This is a genomic window from Caballeronia sp. LjRoot31 (assembly GCF_964253885.1).
GTDB lineage: Bacteria > Pseudomonadota > Gammaproteobacteria > Burkholderiales > Burkholderiaceae > Caballeronia.
The window spans coordinates 1,736,865-1,753,734 of sequence record NZ_CAXURX020000003.1 but is presented as its reverse complement, the minus strand read 5'-3'; the positions used below and the strand labels follow the sequence as shown (position 1 = coordinate 1,753,734).

General features: G+C 61.5%; 16 protein-coding genes. 14 read left to right on the top strand and 2 right to left on the bottom strand.

Annotated features, from left to right (window positions below):
* The first annotated feature begins 21 nt into the window (after positions 1 to 21).
* The 6 genes from ACSQ8V_RS36550 to ACSQ8V_RS36525 all read left to right on the top strand — a co-directional run bounded on the left by ACSQ8V_RS36550 (position 22) and on the right by ACSQ8V_RS36525 (position 4,342).
* Positions 22 to 1,149, top strand: coding sequence for an NAD(P)/FAD-dependent oxidoreductase (locus tag ACSQ8V_RS36550; RefSeq protein WP_436209086.1), 1,128 nt, complete (start codon positions 22 to 24; stop codon positions 1,147 to 1,149).
* Positions 1,142 to 1,435 (top strand): (2Fe-2S)-binding protein, encoded by a 294-nt coding sequence (locus ACSQ8V_RS36545; RefSeq protein ID WP_436184987.1) that lies wholly within the window; start codon positions 1,142 to 1,144, stop codon positions 1,433 to 1,435. The genes ACSQ8V_RS36550 and ACSQ8V_RS36545 overlap by 8 nt, the downstream gene beginning before the upstream one ends.
* Positions 1,432 to 2,883, top strand: a complete 1,452-nt coding sequence (locus tag ACSQ8V_RS36540) for an NAD(P)/FAD-dependent oxidoreductase (protein ID WP_436209085.1) — start codon at positions 1,432 to 1,434, stop codon at positions 2,881 to 2,883. The genes ACSQ8V_RS36545 and ACSQ8V_RS36540 overlap by 4 nt, the downstream gene beginning before the upstream one ends.
* Before the next feature lie 88 nt (positions 2,884 to 2,971).
* A complete protein-coding gene (locus ACSQ8V_RS36535) occupies positions 2,972 to 3,754 on the top strand; it encodes an ABC transporter substrate-binding protein (RefSeq protein ID WP_436209084.1) in 783 nt (260 codons plus the stop codon).
* Positions 3,755 to 3,810: 56 nt separating this feature from the next.
* Positions 3,811 to 4,110, top strand: a complete 300-nt coding sequence (locus ACSQ8V_RS36530; protein ID WP_436209083.1) for a hypothetical protein — start codon at positions 3,811 to 3,813, stop codon at positions 4,108 to 4,110.
* Positions 4,067 to 4,342, top strand: a complete 276-nt coding sequence (locus tag ACSQ8V_RS36525) for a TRAP transporter large permease subunit (protein WP_436209265.1) — start codon at positions 4,067 to 4,069, stop codon at positions 4,340 to 4,342. The genes ACSQ8V_RS36530 and ACSQ8V_RS36525 overlap by 44 nt, the downstream gene beginning before the upstream one ends.
* A gap of 381 nt (positions 4,343 to 4,723) precedes the next feature.
* Here ACSQ8V_RS36525 and ACSQ8V_RS36520 read toward each other — a convergent pair whose 3' ends face one another.
* Together ACSQ8V_RS36520 and ACSQ8V_RS36515 are read right to left on the bottom strand one after the other, a co-directional pair.
* Positions 4,724 to 5,791: a sugar phosphate isomerase/epimerase family protein gene (locus ACSQ8V_RS36520; protein ID WP_436209082.1), complete on the bottom strand. Its 1,068-nt coding sequence runs from the start codon at positions 5,789 to 5,791 to the stop codon at positions 4,724 to 4,726.
* Positions 5,792 to 5,812: 21 nt separating this feature from the next.
* Complete coding sequence (locus ACSQ8V_RS36515) at positions 5,813 to 6,799, bottom strand: LacI family DNA-binding transcriptional regulator (RefSeq protein ID WP_436209081.1); 987 nt, start codon at positions 6,797 to 6,799, stop codon at positions 5,813 to 5,815.
* A 254-nt stretch (positions 6,800 to 7,053) separates the two neighbouring features.
* Here ACSQ8V_RS36515 and ACSQ8V_RS36510 point away from each other — a divergent pair, with 254 nt between their 5' ends.
* From ACSQ8V_RS36510 to ACSQ8V_RS36475, 8 genes are all read left to right on the top strand, one after another.
* Positions 7,054 to 8,235, top strand: a complete 1,182-nt coding sequence (locus tag ACSQ8V_RS36510) for a Gfo/Idh/MocA family protein (protein WP_436209080.1) — start codon at positions 7,054 to 7,056, stop codon at positions 8,233 to 8,235.
* An 86-nt stretch (positions 8,236 to 8,321) separates the two neighbouring features.
* Complete coding sequence (locus ACSQ8V_RS36505) at positions 8,322 to 10,433, top strand: FAD-dependent oxidoreductase (protein WP_436209079.1); 2,112 nt, start codon at positions 8,322 to 8,324, stop codon at positions 10,431 to 10,433.
* A 28-nt stretch (positions 10,434 to 10,461) separates the two neighbouring features.
* A complete protein-coding gene (locus tag ACSQ8V_RS36500; RefSeq protein WP_436209078.1) occupies positions 10,462 to 11,316 on the top strand; it encodes a sugar phosphate isomerase/epimerase family protein in 855 nt (284 codons plus the stop codon).
* The gene (locus tag ACSQ8V_RS36495; RefSeq protein WP_436209077.1) at positions 11,313 to 12,845 is read left to right on the top strand and encodes a sugar ABC transporter ATP-binding protein; all 1,533 of its coding nucleotides are present in this window, start codon (positions 11,313 to 11,315) and stop codon (positions 12,843 to 12,845) included. Before ACSQ8V_RS36500 ends, ACSQ8V_RS36495 begins: the two co-directional genes overlap by 4 nt.
* 12 nt (positions 12,846 to 12,857) lie before the next feature.
* Positions 12,858 to 13,946 (top strand): ABC transporter permease, encoded by a 1,089-nt coding sequence (locus ACSQ8V_RS36490; protein WP_436209076.1) that lies wholly within the window; start codon positions 12,858 to 12,860, stop codon positions 13,944 to 13,946.
* A gap of 37 nt (positions 13,947 to 13,983) precedes the next feature.
* Positions 13,984 to 14,997, top strand: a complete 1,014-nt coding sequence (locus ACSQ8V_RS36485; RefSeq protein WP_436209075.1) for a sugar ABC transporter substrate-binding protein — start codon at positions 13,984 to 13,986, stop codon at positions 14,995 to 14,997.
* A 63-nt stretch (positions 14,998 to 15,060) separates the two neighbouring features.
* Positions 15,061 to 15,810, top strand: coding sequence for an electron transfer flavoprotein subunit beta/FixA family protein (locus ACSQ8V_RS36480; protein ID WP_436209074.1), 750 nt, complete (start codon positions 15,061 to 15,063; stop codon positions 15,808 to 15,810).
* Between the two features lie 13 nt (positions 15,811 to 15,823).
* Entirely contained in the window at positions 15,824 to 16,759 is a 936-nt protein-coding gene (locus ACSQ8V_RS36475; RefSeq protein ID WP_436209073.1) for an electron transfer flavoprotein subunit alpha/FixB family protein, read from the top strand.
* The last annotated feature ends 111 nt before the right edge of the window (positions 16,760 to 16,870 follow it).

The following is a 16,870-nucleotide window of genomic DNA, read 5'->3' as shown; positions in this document are numbered from 1 at the left end:
AAATCTTAAACGATGCACTCGTTGAGCGCTCCCGGCAACTTCGACGTCGTGGTCGTCGGCGGCGGGCTCGTGGGCATGGCTATCGCATATGGCTTGGTGCGCGAGAAGCTGCGCGTAGCAGTCTGTGACGGTGAGGACACGTCGTATCGCGCGGCACGCGGGAATTTCGGACTGGTATGGGTTCAGGGCAAAGGCGGGCGCTGCCTGCCATACGCGCAGTGGTCGCTCGAATCGTCACAACGCTGGTCGGCGTTTTCCGCGCAATTGATTCGCGAAACGGGTGTCGATCCCGCGTTCGAACGTCCGGGTGGTTTCGAACTGTGCGAGACGCAAAACCAATTTGCCGATGCCCAGGCTTTGCTCGCGTCGCTGCATGGTCGCGATGCCGGGCTCACCTACGAGGTCTTCAGTACCACCGAGTTGCGTCGCAGGATTCCGGCGGCATCGCCCGAGTTGACGGGGGCGCTCTATTCCCCGAACGATGGCCACGCCAACCCCCTCACTACGTTGCGCGCCATGCACGCGGCGTTTCAACTGCGCGGCGGCGCCTATTTGCCGGGGCGCAAGGTATCGGAGGTTCGGGCGCGGGTGGGTCACTTCGAGATTGTCTCGGCAGAGGGCGTTTTAGAAGCGGGGCGGGTGGTTCTCGCCGCCGGCCTGGGCAACGCCGAGCTCGGTCAGATGCTCGGTTTCGATGCGCCGATCAAGCCGCTGCGCGGCCAGATCATGGTGACCGAGAAGCTCGCGCCATTCCTCGCGTATCCGACGCTCGTCGTGCGTCAGACACGCGAAGGCTCGGTGATGATCGGCGATTCAGCGGAGGACGTCGGTCTGCACGACGGAGTGAGTACCACCGTCATGGCCGATATTGCCCGTCGCGCGCAGAACGCGTTTCCCATGCTCGCCCACGCGCGCATTGTCCGCAGCTGGGGCGCGCTGCGCATCATGACGCCGGACGGATTACCGGTCTATGAAGAATCACCGACGCATCCCGGCGCATTCATCGCGATCTGCCATAGCGGCGTGACGCTCGCCGCGACCCATGCGGATTGCATCGCGCCGTGGATTGCGGGCGGCGCGCGACCCGCCGCGCTGGACACGTTCAGTAGCCGTCGTTTTCACATTCAACCCGGACCGAGCCATGTTTGAACTGTTGCCGCTTTCGGAAGGGGCGAAGGTTTGCGTCGATATAAACGGAGAGGCGCATGTCGTTTCCGGGCATTTGAACGTCGCGGCCGCGATGCTTGAGGCGGGACTGCAGGCGTGCCGTGCGACCCCCATCAGCGGCTTGCCACGTGGCCCGTTTTGCATGATGGGGGTGTGCTTCGATTGCCTTGTGGAAATCGATGGCGTGCCCAATCAACAGGGCTGCATGGTGCAAGTCCGCGATGGCATGCGAATCCATCCGATGCATGGCAAAGCGAGGATTGCATGACCAGTGACGCTGGCACGGGGACCGGCGCGGCCCGCTGCGACCTCCTGATCGTGGGCGCCGGCCCGGCCGGGATGGCAGCGGCCATTGCCGCACGCCGGTACGGCTTGTCGGTCGTCGTCGCCGAGGAGGGCACGGCACCGGGGGGGCAAGTCTATCGGCAGGCCAGTGACTCGCCCCTGGCCGATGCCACCCTGCTCGGGCGCGACTACGCGCATGGCAGACCGCTGATCGAGCGTTTCAGGCAGAGCGGCGCGTCGTTTCTTCCGCAGACGCTTGTCTGGCAGATCGGTAAGGATGGCGAAGCGATGCTGACACGCCGTGGCGATTCTCCAGGCACGCTGCGAGTTCAGGCAACCGCAATCCTCCTCGCCACCGGCGCGCAGGAGCGGCCATGGCCTGTGCCCGGCTGGACGCTTCCCGGCGTCATGAACGTGGGCGCGGCGCAAACCCTACTCAAGTCGGCCGCCCTCGTTCCCGGCGCGGATACGGTGATTGCCGGAAGCGGGCCGTTGCTGTGGCTCTACGCATCTCAACTGATCTGCGCGGGCCGTTCATTTCGCGCAATCGTCGATACAACGCCGGCCGGCGCGTATTGGCGTGCGATGCCGCAATTGCCGCGTGCTCTGCGTGCAACGAGTTATCTGGCGAAAGGTTTGAGCATGATGCGGGACGTCCGCCGCGCCGGCGTAAGTATTTATCGCTCGGCGCAGGCGGTGGAAGTGCTCGGAGAGCAGCGCGCCGAAGGCTTGCGCTTTCGCGTGGGCACCAAGAGGCATGAAGTCGCGGCTGGCCTGGTACTGCTGCATCAGGGCGTGATCCCCGGGACGAACCTGAGTCGATCCGTCGGCTGCCGGCATCGATGGAGCGAGGCGCAAGCGTGCTGGCATGCGGAAGTCAACGCTTTCGGTCGTACGAGCGTACCGCTTATATGGATTGCCGGTGACGGTGCTGCGATTGGCGGCGCGCAGCTTGCCGAATGCGATGGCGAGATGGCCGCGCTTGATATAGCGCGGGTGCAGGACCGGATCGATATGGCCGCGTTCGAGCACGCCATCAAGCCAATCCGCGCCCGGCGTGCGCAGCACGCTGCAATCCGGCCATTGCTTGACGTTTTATACACGGCGCCGCGCGCGCAGCGCCTCCCCGCCGACGATGTCATCGTCTGCCGATGCGAAGAAGTGACAGCGGGGGACATCCGCAAGATCGCCGGACTGGGCTGCACCGGCCCGAACCAGATGAAAGCGTTTTCTCGCTGCGGCATGGGGCCGTGCCAAGGCCGCTGGTGCGGCAACACAGTCACAGAACTGATCGCCGATGCACAAGGACGCACTCCTGGCGATGTCGGTTATTTCCGAATCCGTCCGCCGGTGAAGCCCGTGACGATCGCCGAAATCGCGGCAGCCGTTCCCGCTGATGCTGTCCTGCATCGAGGCGAGTTTCCAAGTTGACGACATCGGATCATTAACTGAATGGCCAGAGACAGAGTTATCAACAGCGACTGCAGTTTCTTTATCCTTTCCCTGCCGGAGTAATGCAATGAGAACAAGCCTCAAATTGAGTGTTTCCGCCGCGCTGCTTGCGTTGTCTTGCGTTGCATCGGCGAAGGACTGGACGACGATCCGCATTGGTGTGGACCCGACCTATGCGCCATTCGAATCGGTGGCGCCGGATGGTCGTGTCGTGGGATTCGACGTGGATCTGGGCAATGCACTTTGCGCCAGGCTCAAGGCGAAATGCGTCTGGGTACAAAGTAGTTTCGATGGTCTCATTCCTGGCTTGCAGGCGCGCAAGTTCGACGTGATCCTCTCGTCGATGGCCGCCACGGCAAAGCGACGCGAGCAGATCGATTTCACGAACCGGCTGTATCGCAATCAGACGAAGCTGGTGACGCGCAGGGATTCCGGCGTGAAGCCGGAGGCGTCGTCATTGCAGGGCAAGCATATCGGCGTCGAGCAAGGTACCGTGCAGGAAACCTACGGACGCGAGAAATGGGCGCCATCGGGCGCGCAGATCGTTTCCTATCAGAACTACGATCAGGCATACGACGATCTGACCACGGGCCGGCTTGACGGGGTGCTGATGGACGCGGTCCAGGGCAAGCTCGGCTTTCTGGATACGCCGCGTGGTAAGGACTACGCTTTTGCTGGCGATACGGTCTACGACGCGACGATCATGGGCGACGGCGATGCTGCAGGTATTCGCAAAGGTGATTCCGATCTCCGCGACGCGCTGAATACAGCCTTTGCCGATTTGCTCGCCGACGGCAGCTACAAGAAGATCGAAGCGCGCTACTTCGACTTCGACATGTATGGCAAATAAAATGCGCAGACGGGCGGTGCCTTCGACCGCGGGGGCGCTCGACTTTCGTGGAAAGCATGGTCTCTTTCATCATTGAGAGTTTGCTCTGGCTCGACACGAGCTACGTCTTGGCATGCCAAGAGTTCCGTCCCGCTGATTCCGATGCAAAGCCGATGTATCTTGGCCAGGATGGAGTCGGTGGGAGCGGTCCAGACAAACGCGTGAACTACGTGACTGCCGTGCGCCAGAACTATACGGCGGTTGAAGCGTTCTCCGCCAAGCGGCTGTGGACCACGTTCAGACAGGCGATCTGGGCGTTGCTGACGCCGGTGGATCATTCTGGGCGGCATCCTCGGCGGCGTCTTCACGCCGGCTGAAGCAGGCGTCGTCGCGGCGCTCTATGTGACGCTGGTTAGCGCCTTCATCTTCAAGTCGCTCAAGCTGTTGCACTTCAGGGAAATACTCACGCGCACGGCCATCAATACTATGCGGGTATCGTATCTTCTCGGGCTCGCGTTCGTGCTCGGCCGCTATCTGATTGAGGCGCAAATTCCGTTACACGTCGCCAACACTTCCTGGCTGTGGCGACCAGCGCGTTCGTGTTGCTGATCCTGATCAATCTCTTCCTTCTGGTAGCCCATACCGTACAGGCTTTCGAAGCGTGGCGAACCGTGACCGGCAAATTCAATGCTGAATCGCCTTGCCGCATAAATCAGGGACACTTACGTCATATGTCTTCGCTCGCACGTCCTTTAACAACGTGACAGTACCTGCCAGACTGAGGAAATCAGCTAAGGTTGTCATGCTGCCGCCGAGGTTCGATCGGATAGACCGGAGAATGAATCGGGAGAACGGGAAGTGGTCGCCCGCTATTAAGCGGCGACAATGGTTGGGTCCGGACTTAATGTGCGCCGTTTCAATGTGCCGGGTGGTCCCCTGGGCTCGTCTGCAGGACGCGGGGTCAATGCCGCGCCCGGCAATTCTACTGAATCAGCGCGCCGCTTTTCCGGTACCCAGCAGCGCGCGGATATCCTCGGCGGACGTCGGCACCGCCGCGAAATCGTCGAACGCTCGCTGCGCCACGGGAATGATGTGTCGCTCGATGAAGGCGGCGCCTTCCTTGGCTCCTGCTTCGGGATGCTTTAACGCACACTCCCATTCAAGGACCGCCCAGCCCGGGAAGTCGTACTGCGCCATCTTTGAGAAAATCACGCTGAAATCGATCTGGCCATCGCCGAGGGATCGGAACCGTCCAGCCCGGTCGACCCAGTTTGCATAGCCGCCATATACCCCCTGGCGACCACTTGGACGGAACTCGGCATCCTTCACGTGAAAGGCGCGAATGCGATCGTGGTAGATGTCGATGAACGCGGCGTAATCCAGTTGCTGCAGCAGCATGTGACTCGGGTCATACAGGATGTTGGCGCGCCGATGATCGTTGACAGTCGCGAGAAAGCGCTCGAATGTAACGCCATCGAACAGGTCTTCACCGGGATGCAGTTCGAAACAGACATCGACGCCGACGTCATCGAATGCATCAAGAAGGGGTCGCCAGCGGCGTCCCAATTCTGCAAACGCCGCATCGACCAGACCCGCCGGCCGCTGCGGCCACGGATACAGATACGGCCACGCAAGAGAGCCGGAAAACGTCACATGCGTGCTGAGGCCAAGACGGCGCGAAGCCTGGGCCGCAAGCAGCAGTTGCTCATTTGCCCAGGCTGCGCGTGCGTCCGGGTTACCGCGCACCGCCTCGGGCGCGAAGCCATCGAACAGGCGATCGTACGCCGGGTGGGTGGCGATCAGTTGGCCCTGCAAGTGAGTGGACAGCTCGGTGATGACAAGCCCGTGAGTCGCCAGCATGCCGGTGATTTCATCGCAGTAGGTCTGGCTTTCGGCTGCGCGCCGGAGATCGAATACAGGTTCGTTCAAGGTGGGCAGTTGCACGCCGCGAAACCCCTGAGCCGCTGCCCAGCTTGCGAGGTGGGGAAGCGTATCGAATGGGGCGTCGTTGCCGATAAACTGCGCGAGGAAGATGCCAGGTCCAAGAAGTGTTTTCATTGTGTGTGTGGATCGTGAAGATCAGGCGGAGCCGCGAATAATGAGTTCATGGTCGAGCAAGGTGCCGACCGGTGGCATGCCCGGGTCGCGCATGCGCTCGAGCAGCAGCAGAGCCGCGTTTTCGCCTAGACGAAACATCGGTTGTGCAATGGTGGTCAGCGCGGGCTGCACCATGGCGGCAAGCGGCACGTTGTCGAAGCCGATTACCGCTACGTCCTCGGGCACGCGCAAGCCCGCTTCGTGGAGGGCTTGCATGGCGCCGATCGCAAGCGTGTCGGACACGGCGAAGATTGCGTCCGGCCGGGTTGGGTTCGCGAGCAGGCGAGCCGCGACGCGCCTGCCATCGTCGAAGGTCAGGCCTTCGGTCTTGACGATCGCGCCGTCAAAAGGCGTGAGACCGGCTTGCGCGAGCGCGGCCATGTAGCCGTCCTTGCGTTGCCTCGCGTACAGGAAACGCTCGTCGCTATTGATGAAGGCGATGTTGCGGCGGCCGCGCTCGACGAGGTATCTGACCGCGTCCTGTGCCGCCTTCGCATTGTTGATGCCCACATAAGGAACCGGCCCTTTCGGATCGAACTCGCAGCAAGCCACCCACTGCAGCTTGCCTGTCTCCGAGGCCATTGCCCGTTGGGTCGAATCGGGATCGAGGCAGATCGCGCCGTCGGCCAGGCGGGTTCGCAGCATGTCGAAGTAGGTGCGCTCGGCGGTGAGGCTCGCACCGGTGTCGCATAGCAACAGGTGGTAACCGTTCTTGCGCGCGACGGAGTCGATGCCTTTCACGATCTCCGCGTAGAAGGGATTGCTGAAGTCCGGAACCATGGTGAGCAGCAAGCGGCTTTCGGCCGTTCTCAGATTCCTTGCAAGACGGTTCGCCGAATAGCCTTCCTGCGAGATCACGGCTTCAACGCGCGCGCGCGTCGAAGCCTTGACCGACGGCGAGCCGTTCATCACCCGCGACACCGTGGCCGTTGATACTCCTGCCTTGCGTGCAACCTCATCGATCGACATTTAACCATCCATTTTGTAAACGATTGCAATTTAAAAGCAGTACCCGAACCTGTCAACAAAAGATGCTTTTTTGGCCGAAAATCCCACTATAACCCCTGTCATGCGAGGTGTTTACGCGTTAACCATGACGATAAAAATCCGTCACAATACTTGACGATGTATCGAATTCGCGAATAAAGTTTCGAAAAATGCAATCGATTACAAAATCTGCGGGCAACCTTGCCGGATAGCAGAATGATCATCAAGGAGACGGTGTGCGCGGTTTCGGATTAGGCGTTGCGATAGTGGGAACCGGCATGATCGGCGCGGTCCATGCGCGGGCTGCACGGCTGGCGGGAGCGAGATTGATCGGTGTCGCCGCGTCGGAACCGTCGCGTAGCGAGCAGGCCGCGGCGCGACTCGGTGCCGGGCGAGGCTACGACTCGGCCGAGCAGGCGATCGCCGATCCAGCCGTCGACGTAGTCCACATCTGCACGCCGAACGCTACGCATCTCGAGTTCGCGCTTGCCGCTCTCAAAGCAGGCAAAGGCGTGATTTGCGAGAAGCCCCTCGCCACCACCGCCGCCGATGCGCGGTTGCTCGTCCAGACAGCACGCGAATCCGGGCGCGTCGCCACTGTTCCGTTCGTGTACCGCTTTCATCCGATGGTGCGTGAGGCGCGAGCCCGTATCCACGCCGCCGAACTCGGGCCGTTGCAACTGATCCACGGCAGCTACCTGCAGGACTGGCTACTCGATTCAAACGATACCAACTGGCGAGTCGATGCCGCGAAAGGTGGCGCCTCGCGTGCGTTCGCGGACATCGGGTCCCACTGGTGCGACCTGATTGAATGGGTGAGCGGCGAGCGCCTCGTGTCGGTGATCGCGGCGCTCAATACGACAGTCCCGGAACGCCCAGGCGGTAACCGGCAGTCGTATGCGAGCGCGGCGCAGGGCGAGGCGGCCGCACCGGTGCCAGTGACTACAGAAGACGTTGCGGGAGCGCTTTTCAAAACACAGTCCGGTGTGCTGGTCAATCTCACCGTGAGCCAGGTATCGGCTGGCCGCAAGAATCGCTTGTGGTTCGAGATCGATGGGGCGCAGGCAAGCGTCGTGTTCGACCAGGAGGAACCGGAACGCTTGTGGCTTGCCCGGACCCGTTCCACTGAACTTCTGGTGCGTGATCCAAACACCGGCTCGGCAGAGCAACGCCGTCTCGCCACCTTGCCCCCCGGGCATGCACAGGGTTATGCGCAATGCTTCGAGGCTTTCGTCGCGGACACCTACGCAGCGGTTCGCGGGGAAACACGCGACGGCCTGCCGACGTTCGACGACGGCCTGCGCTCGGCGAACATTATCGAGGCGGTGTTGAAATCGTCCGCCACGCAATGCTGGACGGCGATCGAACCTGAACATCGCGCTGAAGCACGCCCGCGTTCATCCGACCGGACGGCATGAAGCCCCAGCCGCGCGGCGGTGATGAAGAATTGAGTTGCTTTCACTGAGCGAAAGCGCCTGCAAGACCACTTATCTTAAGAAAGCTTATGTCCAACATCGTTGCATCACATGAAGCCGAGGCGCCTGTTTCTGCCGACGCCCAAAGGCTTGCGCCGCTTTTCGCGCCGCTCAGGATTCGTGAAGTGGAACTGCGCAATCGCTTCGTATTCCAGCCACACTTCACCGCGCTCGGTCATATCGACGGACAGCCGTCGGACGATCTCGCGGCGTACTACGAGGAACGCGCACGCGGTGGCGCGGCGCTGATCGTGACGGAAAGCCAGGCCATCCACATGACCGGCAAGATGTCGCGCCGCTTTATTCACGCATGGGACCCGGCGGTCATTCCGAACCTTCGCAAGATCGCCGATGGCGTGCATGCCCATGGCGGCCGCATCTTCAGTCAACTAACCCACGCGGGGCATACCTCGCTGGAGCATCCGCCGCATATCCTGTGGGCGCCGACCCAGATGCCCGAACCGTCCAGCCATTTCAGCACCAAGGCCATCGACGAAGACGATATCCGCACGGTGATCGACGGTTTCGCGGCCAGCGCGCGCAATGCGGCTGAAGCGGGCTTTGACGGTGTCGAGATCAAGATTGCCCACGACGGCTTGCTGCGCTCGTTCGCGTCGCCGCACTTCAACCGCCGCACCGACGGCTACGGCGGATCGTTCGAAAACCGTATGCGTTTGTCGTACGAAGTGCTCGAGGCGATCAAGCGGGCCACCTCGGACACGTTCCCGGTTGGCGTGAGGCTTTGTCTCGACGAGTTCACGCCCTTCGGCTACGACCTCGAGTACGGACTGCAGATGGCGCGGGGGCTTGAAGCGACCGGCATGGTCGACTACTTCAACTCGGACGCCGGTTCCTTCTCCAGCTACTGGATGGAAATCCCGCCCGCGGCCGTCGCGGCGTCGGATTTTCGCCGGCTGTGCGCAGAGCTCAAGCGCAACAGCAAGATTCCGGTCGTGGCGTTTGGACGTATCAACGCGACCCAGCAAGGCGTCGACATGTTGCGCGCCGGCGAGGCCGACTTGCTGGGCTTCGCGCGCCAATTGATCACGGATCCGGAAACACCGAACAAGATCAAGCGAGGGCGCGGCGATCTGGTTCGCATGTGCATCTCCTGTAACGACGCCTGCCTGCATCAGGTCAACCAGGAAAAAGGCATTCGCTGCATCCAGAACCCGGGGGCCGGGCGGGAACGCACGGTCAACGAGCGTTTTATCACGCCAGCGGACACGAAACGGCGTGTGGTGGTGGTGGGCGGCGGCCCGGCTGGACTCAAGGTGGCAGAAGTCGCAGCGAAGCGCGGCCACACGGTCACGGTGCTGGAGCGCCAGCGTGTGCTGGGCGGTCAGGTGATGCTCGCGGCCAATCAGCCCGAGCACGCGATCATCGGTGAAGTGACGTCTTATCTGGAGTCGGTGATCGCCGACCAGGGCGTTGAAGTGCGCGTCGGCGTGAGCGCCACGCCCCAACTTCTGCGCGAGCTCTCGCCGGACGTGATCGTGATGGCGACCGGCTCCGAGCCCAATCTCCCGAATCAAGCCGAAGACAACGGCCGTCAGGCCCGCGCGCTAGGACGCCAGATCCTGCCAGAGATTCCTGGCCTGGAGCTGCCGTTTGTCGTGTCATCGGACCAGGTGCTTTCCGGTGATGTGAAGCTGAGCGGCAAGGTCGTCGTGATCGATGACAACGGTCATTGGGAAGCAGCCGGCACTGCGGAATTCCTGGCCGATAACGGTTGCCAGGTCGAGGTGGTCGCGTCGCACGCAGCGGTGGGAGAAGACCTCGAAAGCGGCACGCGCACGTTGTTCCACCGGCGCGCGGCGATCAAGCGGATCCGCCTGCGCACCAGCACGATAGTTGCAGAAATCGCGCCCGGCCGCGTGCAGATCGCGCAGGTCTTCAGTTCAGGCGATGCCGTAGGCGTAGGGCAGTACCTTCTGCTTCCCGGGGACGAGGAATGGATTGAAGGCGTCGACTGGGTGGTAGCGGTGATCGGCCGCCGCTCGCGAGAGGACTTGTACCTTGAGTTGAAAGCGTCGGCCGATTTCACCGGCGTCCAAATCGAGCGCGTGGGCGACTGCCTCGCGCCCCGGCTCATCCAGAGCACCATCGGCGAAGCATTCGCGCTCGGCCAGACGCTCTGATCACCGCACTTGAGCGAAGGAGACATTGATGAAACTTGCATTCAATACCTGGGTGTATTCCAGCTTCCCCGTCTGGGTTCCGTCGTATCCCCTCGATGAAACCATCGAACGGATCGCGAAGATCGGCTACGACGGAATCGAGATCGGCGCCGCCGCACCGCACGCGTATCCGGATTACCTGAGCACCGAGCGCCGTCGCGACATCAAGCAGTTGCTGCAGGCGAACGGCATCGCGCTGTCGAGCATGTTGCCCGCGCCGGGAGGCGGCCCGGGCTTCAATGTGTCATCGCCCATGCCCGAAGAGCGGGTCGCTGCGATCGACCAGTACACGAAGGTCATTCGCTTGTGCGCAGAGCTGGGCGGCAGGACGGTCATCTACGTGGCCGGGTGGCAGATCTACGGCACGACACGTGAGCAAGCGTGGGAATGGAGCCGGCAGGCGCTAAGCGCACTGGCGCCTATCGCACGCGAAGCCGGCGTCACGCTGGTGATCGAACCGACCTCGGCGGACAGCAATCTCGTCGACGATTGCGACGACGCGCTGCGGATGATGCGCGAAGTGAACGAGCCGAACGTCAAGCTGATGTTCGATACGTACCACGTGCTGTACAGAAACGAAGTGGCGAGCGACTACGTGTATCGCTTCGGCAAGGATCTGCACCACGTCCATTTCGCCGATTCGAACCGGCTTCCGCCGGGCGAAGGCAAGGGCGACTTCCTGTCGGTCGTGCAGGCGCTGCATGACATTAACTACGACGGTTACATCGCGATGGAGATCGGCTACGACCGTCGCGACGTCAGTCCGGACGCCTTCGCCCGGCGCGCGCTCGCGAACGTAAAAGGTTTCCTCGGTTCGGTGCGCCGTGATGGAAGCCGTGCATGAGCGCGAACCTGCAAACGGCGGCGCGACGCAGCGAGTCTCGCGCCTGGACAGCCGGTAACCCGATCCTGGTTGCGCGAGGCATCGGCAAGTCGTTTCCCGGCGTGGTGGCGCTCGACAACGTGGACTTCGAGATCAGGGCCGGAGAAGTCAATGCGCTGGTCGGCGAGAACGGTGCGGGTAAATCCACGCTGATCAAGATGATGGCGGGGTTTCACGCTCCCGACGAAGGCGAGATCAGAGTGGATGGCAAGCTGCTGAGCGCGAGTCCGGACGCAGCGCATGCGGCGGGTGTGGCGACCATTCACCAGGATCACCACCTCGTGCCGAACATGACCGTGGCCGAGAACATCATGCTCGGCCGCTGGCCTTCACGCTTCGGCATCATCTCGCGGCGCGAGCAGCTTGCCCGCGCCGAGGAAGTGCTCGCACGCGTGGTCCCCGACTTGTCGCCGATGACGCTTGCCCGTCAACTGTCTCCCGCAGAGGGGCAACTTGTCGAGATCGCGCGGGCACTGTCCGAAGACTCGCGCGTGCTGGTGATGGATGAGCCGACCACATCGCTGTCGCCGCCGGAAATCGAGCGGCTCTTCGAAGTGGTCGATGCATTGAAGGCGCAAGGGCTCGGCCTCGTGTTCGTGTCGCACTGGCTGGAAGAAGTATTTCGCATCTCGGACCGGATTACGGTGCTGCGCGACGGCAAGCTCGTGGACAGTGTTCCCGCGGCCGAACTCGACCATGCGAAGGTCATCAAGATGATGGTGGGCCGCGATGTCGAGGAAGTCAGGTCGTCGCCACGGGAGCCGGGAAAGGTCGTGCTGCAGGTCGACGGGTTGAGTCGCGCGGGCGTGCTGGACGATATCTCGTTCACTGTGCGCGCAGGCGAGATCGTGACATTGGCGGGTCTGGTCGGTGCAGGCCGCAGCGAAGTGGCGAATTGCATTGCCGGGATTGATGGCTACGATGAAGGCACCGTGTCCATCGACGGCGTGCGCGTCGCGCCGGGCAGTCCGAAGAAAGCTATCAATGCGGGCATCGCCCTGGTGCCGGAGGATCGGCGCCATCAGGCACTGGTCCCGCAACTGAGCGTGGCGACCAACATCTCGCTTTCCATGCTCGACCGGATTTCGCCCGGGGGCATGATCTCGGCCTCGCGCGAGGCGAAGATCGTGCAGCACGCGGCACATTCTCTTTCGATCCGGATGGCCTCGCCGAGCGTGCGCATCTCGACGCTTTCGGGCGGCAACCAGCAAAAGGCGGTGATCGGGCGTTGGGTGGCGCGCGGGCCGAAGCTGCTCATTCTCGATGAACCGACCAAAGGCGTGGATATTGGCGCGAAGGCGGAGATCAGCGAAATCATAATCCAGCTGGTCGCGGTGGGAGCAGCAGTACTCCTGATCAGTTCTGAACTGCCGGAGGTGCTCGCACTCAGCGACCGGGTGCTGGTGATGCGCTCGGGCCGTATTGCAGGGGAACTGAATCGCGACTCGCTGTCGCAGGAATCGGTCATGAACTTGGCCACGATGGGCTGACAAGGAACTCACATGAAGCAAGTACCGCAATCTCAAGCGCCAGCGCCGGCCGCATCGCGAGGCAAAGCGCCTTCCAGCCGGCTGTCGGTCCTCGACGCAATCCAGGACCTGGGCCTGCTTGCCATTATCGTGATCGGCGCAATCGCATTAGGCCTCCTGAGCCCGGTCTTCTTTACGCGGATCAACATAGAGAACCTGCTTTATTCGTCGACGATCATCGCCGTTGTTGCAATCGGTCAGGCGTTCGTCGTACTCGTTGCGGGCATCGACCTGTCCGTGGGGGCGGTGCTGGCGCTGTCGTCTGTGTTATGCGTGGCGCTGCCGCTCAATCTCGGCTTGCCGGTCGGGCTCGCCGCAGTGGCTGCCATTGCGATGGGTGCGCTCGTCGGGCTGGTGAACGGACTGGCCGTCACGGTGATCAAGATCCCGGCGTTGATCGCGACGCTTGCAATGATGAGCATTGCCCGAGGCATTGCGTTCATCTACTCTGACGGCCGCAATATCGCCCCGGTTCCGGATGTCTACCTCGACATCCAGGCGATGCGCGTCTTCGGTATTCCCGTCGTTATCCTGCTGACGCTGGCGCTTTTTATCGTCGCCCATTTCGTGCTCAGCCGGACCCGCTTCGGACGCTCGGTTTATGCAACGGGCGGCAATGCGGTCGCGGCTCGCCTTGCCGGCATTCGCACCAATCGCGTGATCGTGATTGCCTATGTGCTCTCAGGCGTGGCGGCGGCAGTGGGCGGCCTGATGATCACTGCGCGGCTCGAAGCAGGCGCGGCGACCGCTGGATTCGGTTACGAGCTCACGGTGATCTCGGCCGTGGTGATCGGCGGCGTCAGTCTCTTCGGCGGTGAAGGAAAAATCGGCGCCGTGCTTCTGGGCGTGCTGCTGCTCGGGCTCGTTCAGAACGCCATCAACCTGCTTAACGTGCCCGCCAATTACGACTATGTCGTGAGTGGACTGGTCATTGCGATTGCGGCCTCGCTCGACGTCTATCGGCGTCGCTATGTCGAAGCCGGTTTGCTGCGGCGCTCGATTGCGGGCAAGCAGGCAGAAAGAAACCGTCAGGAAAACAAGCCGGAAAAACAGCATGCTTGACCAACACCCACAACCAGAGAACGAAGGAGACAATCGCATGAAAGGTTTTCGCTCAACCAGGCGCGCCATGCTTAAGCAAGGCGCAGCGCTCGCGGTCGGGACCGCATTGCTCGCCGGCGGTGTCGCATCATCGGGCGCGGCGTTAGCCGCCGGGCAGACTGCAAAAGGCAAGAGCGTCCAGTACGTCACCTTTGGCCTGCAGTTCGAATATCAGGTTGCGATGGTCGACGGCATCAGGAAGAAGGCCAAGGACGCAGGCATCAACTTGCAGATGATCGACGGCAAGGGCGATCCGAACCTGCAGGTGACACAGGCGCTCGACGCAGTGAGCAAGAAGCCTGACGCGCTGCTGATCGATCCGGTGGATGCGAAGCTCATCACGGCCGGCGTGAAGCGCGCAAACGAGAACAACATACCGGTCTTCATGATGGAGAATCCGCCGCCTGAGGGGAAATACGAAGCGTTGGTCGAATTTGACAACGCGGCGGCCGGAGCGATGGGTGCCGATGTTCTCGCCAAAATGGTGGATTACAAAGGGACGGTAATTGAAGTTCGCGGCTCGGTCGGCTCCGAACAGGCGCAGGCGCGGCACACCGGCTTCATGGACCGGATGAAGGCCAAGTATCCGAACATTCAGGTCAAGTCCTTGAATACGGAGTGGATCGCCGACAACGCGTACAAGATGGTGCTTGACGCGATGAGCCAGAATCCGGATATCAAGGGCGTGTTCAGCCACAACGACGAGATGGTGCGCGGTGTTGTTTCGGCGCTTCGCCAGACTGGCAAGCTCGTGCCTCCTGGCAAGCCCGGTCATATCTATATTGTTGGACTCGACGGCACGCCGCTCGCGTTGAGCAGGATTCGGGGCGGGACACAGGATGCGTCAATCGGTCAGGATCCGATCGCGATGGGCGGGAACATTCTGGACGCCGTCATTGCGGATTTCGAGGGTAAGCCGTTTCCCAAGTCCACCAGCATCGAGCCTGTTCTGATCACAAAAGCGAATGTTGATGACCCCAAGCTCTGGGGTAATTTCGGCAAGAAAAAATAAGATTGATAGCGACGGCAATACCGGAGTCAATGGCCCGGTATTACCGCCGTCAAAGGAAATACGATGAAAATCCTGGTGCCAGTCAAACGCGTGGTCGACTACAACGTGAAAGTCCGGGTCAAGCCGGATGGCAGCGCAGTGGACATCGCGAACGTGAAGATGTCGATGAATCCGTTCGATGAAATCGCCGTGGAAGAAGCCGTGCGTCTGCGTGAAGTGGGCGTGGCGACGGAAGTGATCGCCGTGTCCTGTGGCGTGACGCAATGTCAGGAGACGCTGCGCACCGCCATGGCGATCGGTGCGGATCGCGCGATCCTGGTCGAATCGACTGAGGAATTGCAGCCGTTGGCGGTGGCGAAGATTTTGAAGGCGCTGGTCGATAAAGAGCAGCCGCAACTTATCATCCTCGGCAAGCAAGCCATTGACGACGACTCGAATCAGACGGGTCAGATGCTCGCCGCATTGGCCGGTTTGCCGCAAGCGACGTTCGCCTCGAAGGTGATGGTCGCCGATGGCAAAGTCACGGTGGCCCGTGAAGTCGATGGCGGTTCGGAAACGCTTTCCCTGACGTTGCCCGCCGTGATTACCACGGACTTGCGCCTGAACGAGCCGCGCTACGTGACGCTGCCCAACATCATGAAGGCCAAGAAGAAGCCGATGGAAACGCTCAAACCCGCGGACCTCGGTGTCGACGTCACGCCGCGCCTGAAGACGCTCAAAGTTGCTGAACCGCCGCAGCGCTCCGCAGGCGTGAAGGTGCCGGACGTGAAGACGCTGGTCGAGAAGTTGAAGACCGAAGCCAAGGTTCTGTGAGGGAGTTTCCAAAGTGACTATTCTTGTAATTGCAGAACACGACAACGCGTCGATCAAATCGGCGACGTTGAACACCGTCGCGGCCGCGCAGAAGATCGGTGGCGATATCCATGTGCTGATCGCAGGCTCGAACGCGCAAGCGGCGGCCGATGCAGCGGCGAAGATTGTGGGTGTATCGAAGGTATTGCTTGCCGACGCACCGCAACTCGCCGATGGCCTGGCCGAGAACATCGACGCAACGGTGGTCCTGATCGCGAAGAACTACTCGCATATCCTGGCGCCGGCGACCCCGTACGGCAAGAACATCGCTCCGCGGATTGCAGCGCATCTGGATGTGGCGCAGATCAGCGATATCACGGCTGTAGATTCGCCGGATACCTTCGAGCGTCCTATTTACGCGGGCAACGCAATCGCGACGGTTCAATCGAGCGATGCGATCAAGGTCATCACCGTGCGTACCACGGGTTTCGATCCAGTGGCGGCAGAAGGCGGCAGTGCTACGGTGGAGAAGATCGAAGCCTCGGCCGACACGGGTATTTCCAAGTTCGTGAGCCGCGAGTTGACGAAGCTGGACCGCCCGGAACTGACGTCGGCGAAGATCATCGTGTCGGGTGGGCGGGGTTTGGGCAGCGGCGAGAACTACACGAAAGTGCTCGAACCGCTCGCGGACAAACTCGGCGCGGCGCTGGGCGCATCGCGTGCGGCAGTCGACGCGGGGTTCGTCCCGAACGACTATCAGGTCGGTCAAACCGGCAAGATCGTGGCGCCTAACTTGTATGTTGCCGTCGGTATTTCGGGTGCGATCCAGCATTTGGCGGGGATGAAAGACAGCAAGGTTATCGTGGCGATCAACAAGGATGCGGAAGCCCCGATCTTTGGCGTGGCGGACTATGGCCTCGTGGGTGATTTGTTCGGCGCCGTACCAGAACTCGTTGAAGCCCTCTACTAATCGCCGTAAGACCAACACCATACACCGTGTCGAGGCGTTGCAATCGAGCATGATGGCCACGTCAATGATGTGTTCATCATGCTGTTCTCCTTCCGTATTTGTATCGTTCCC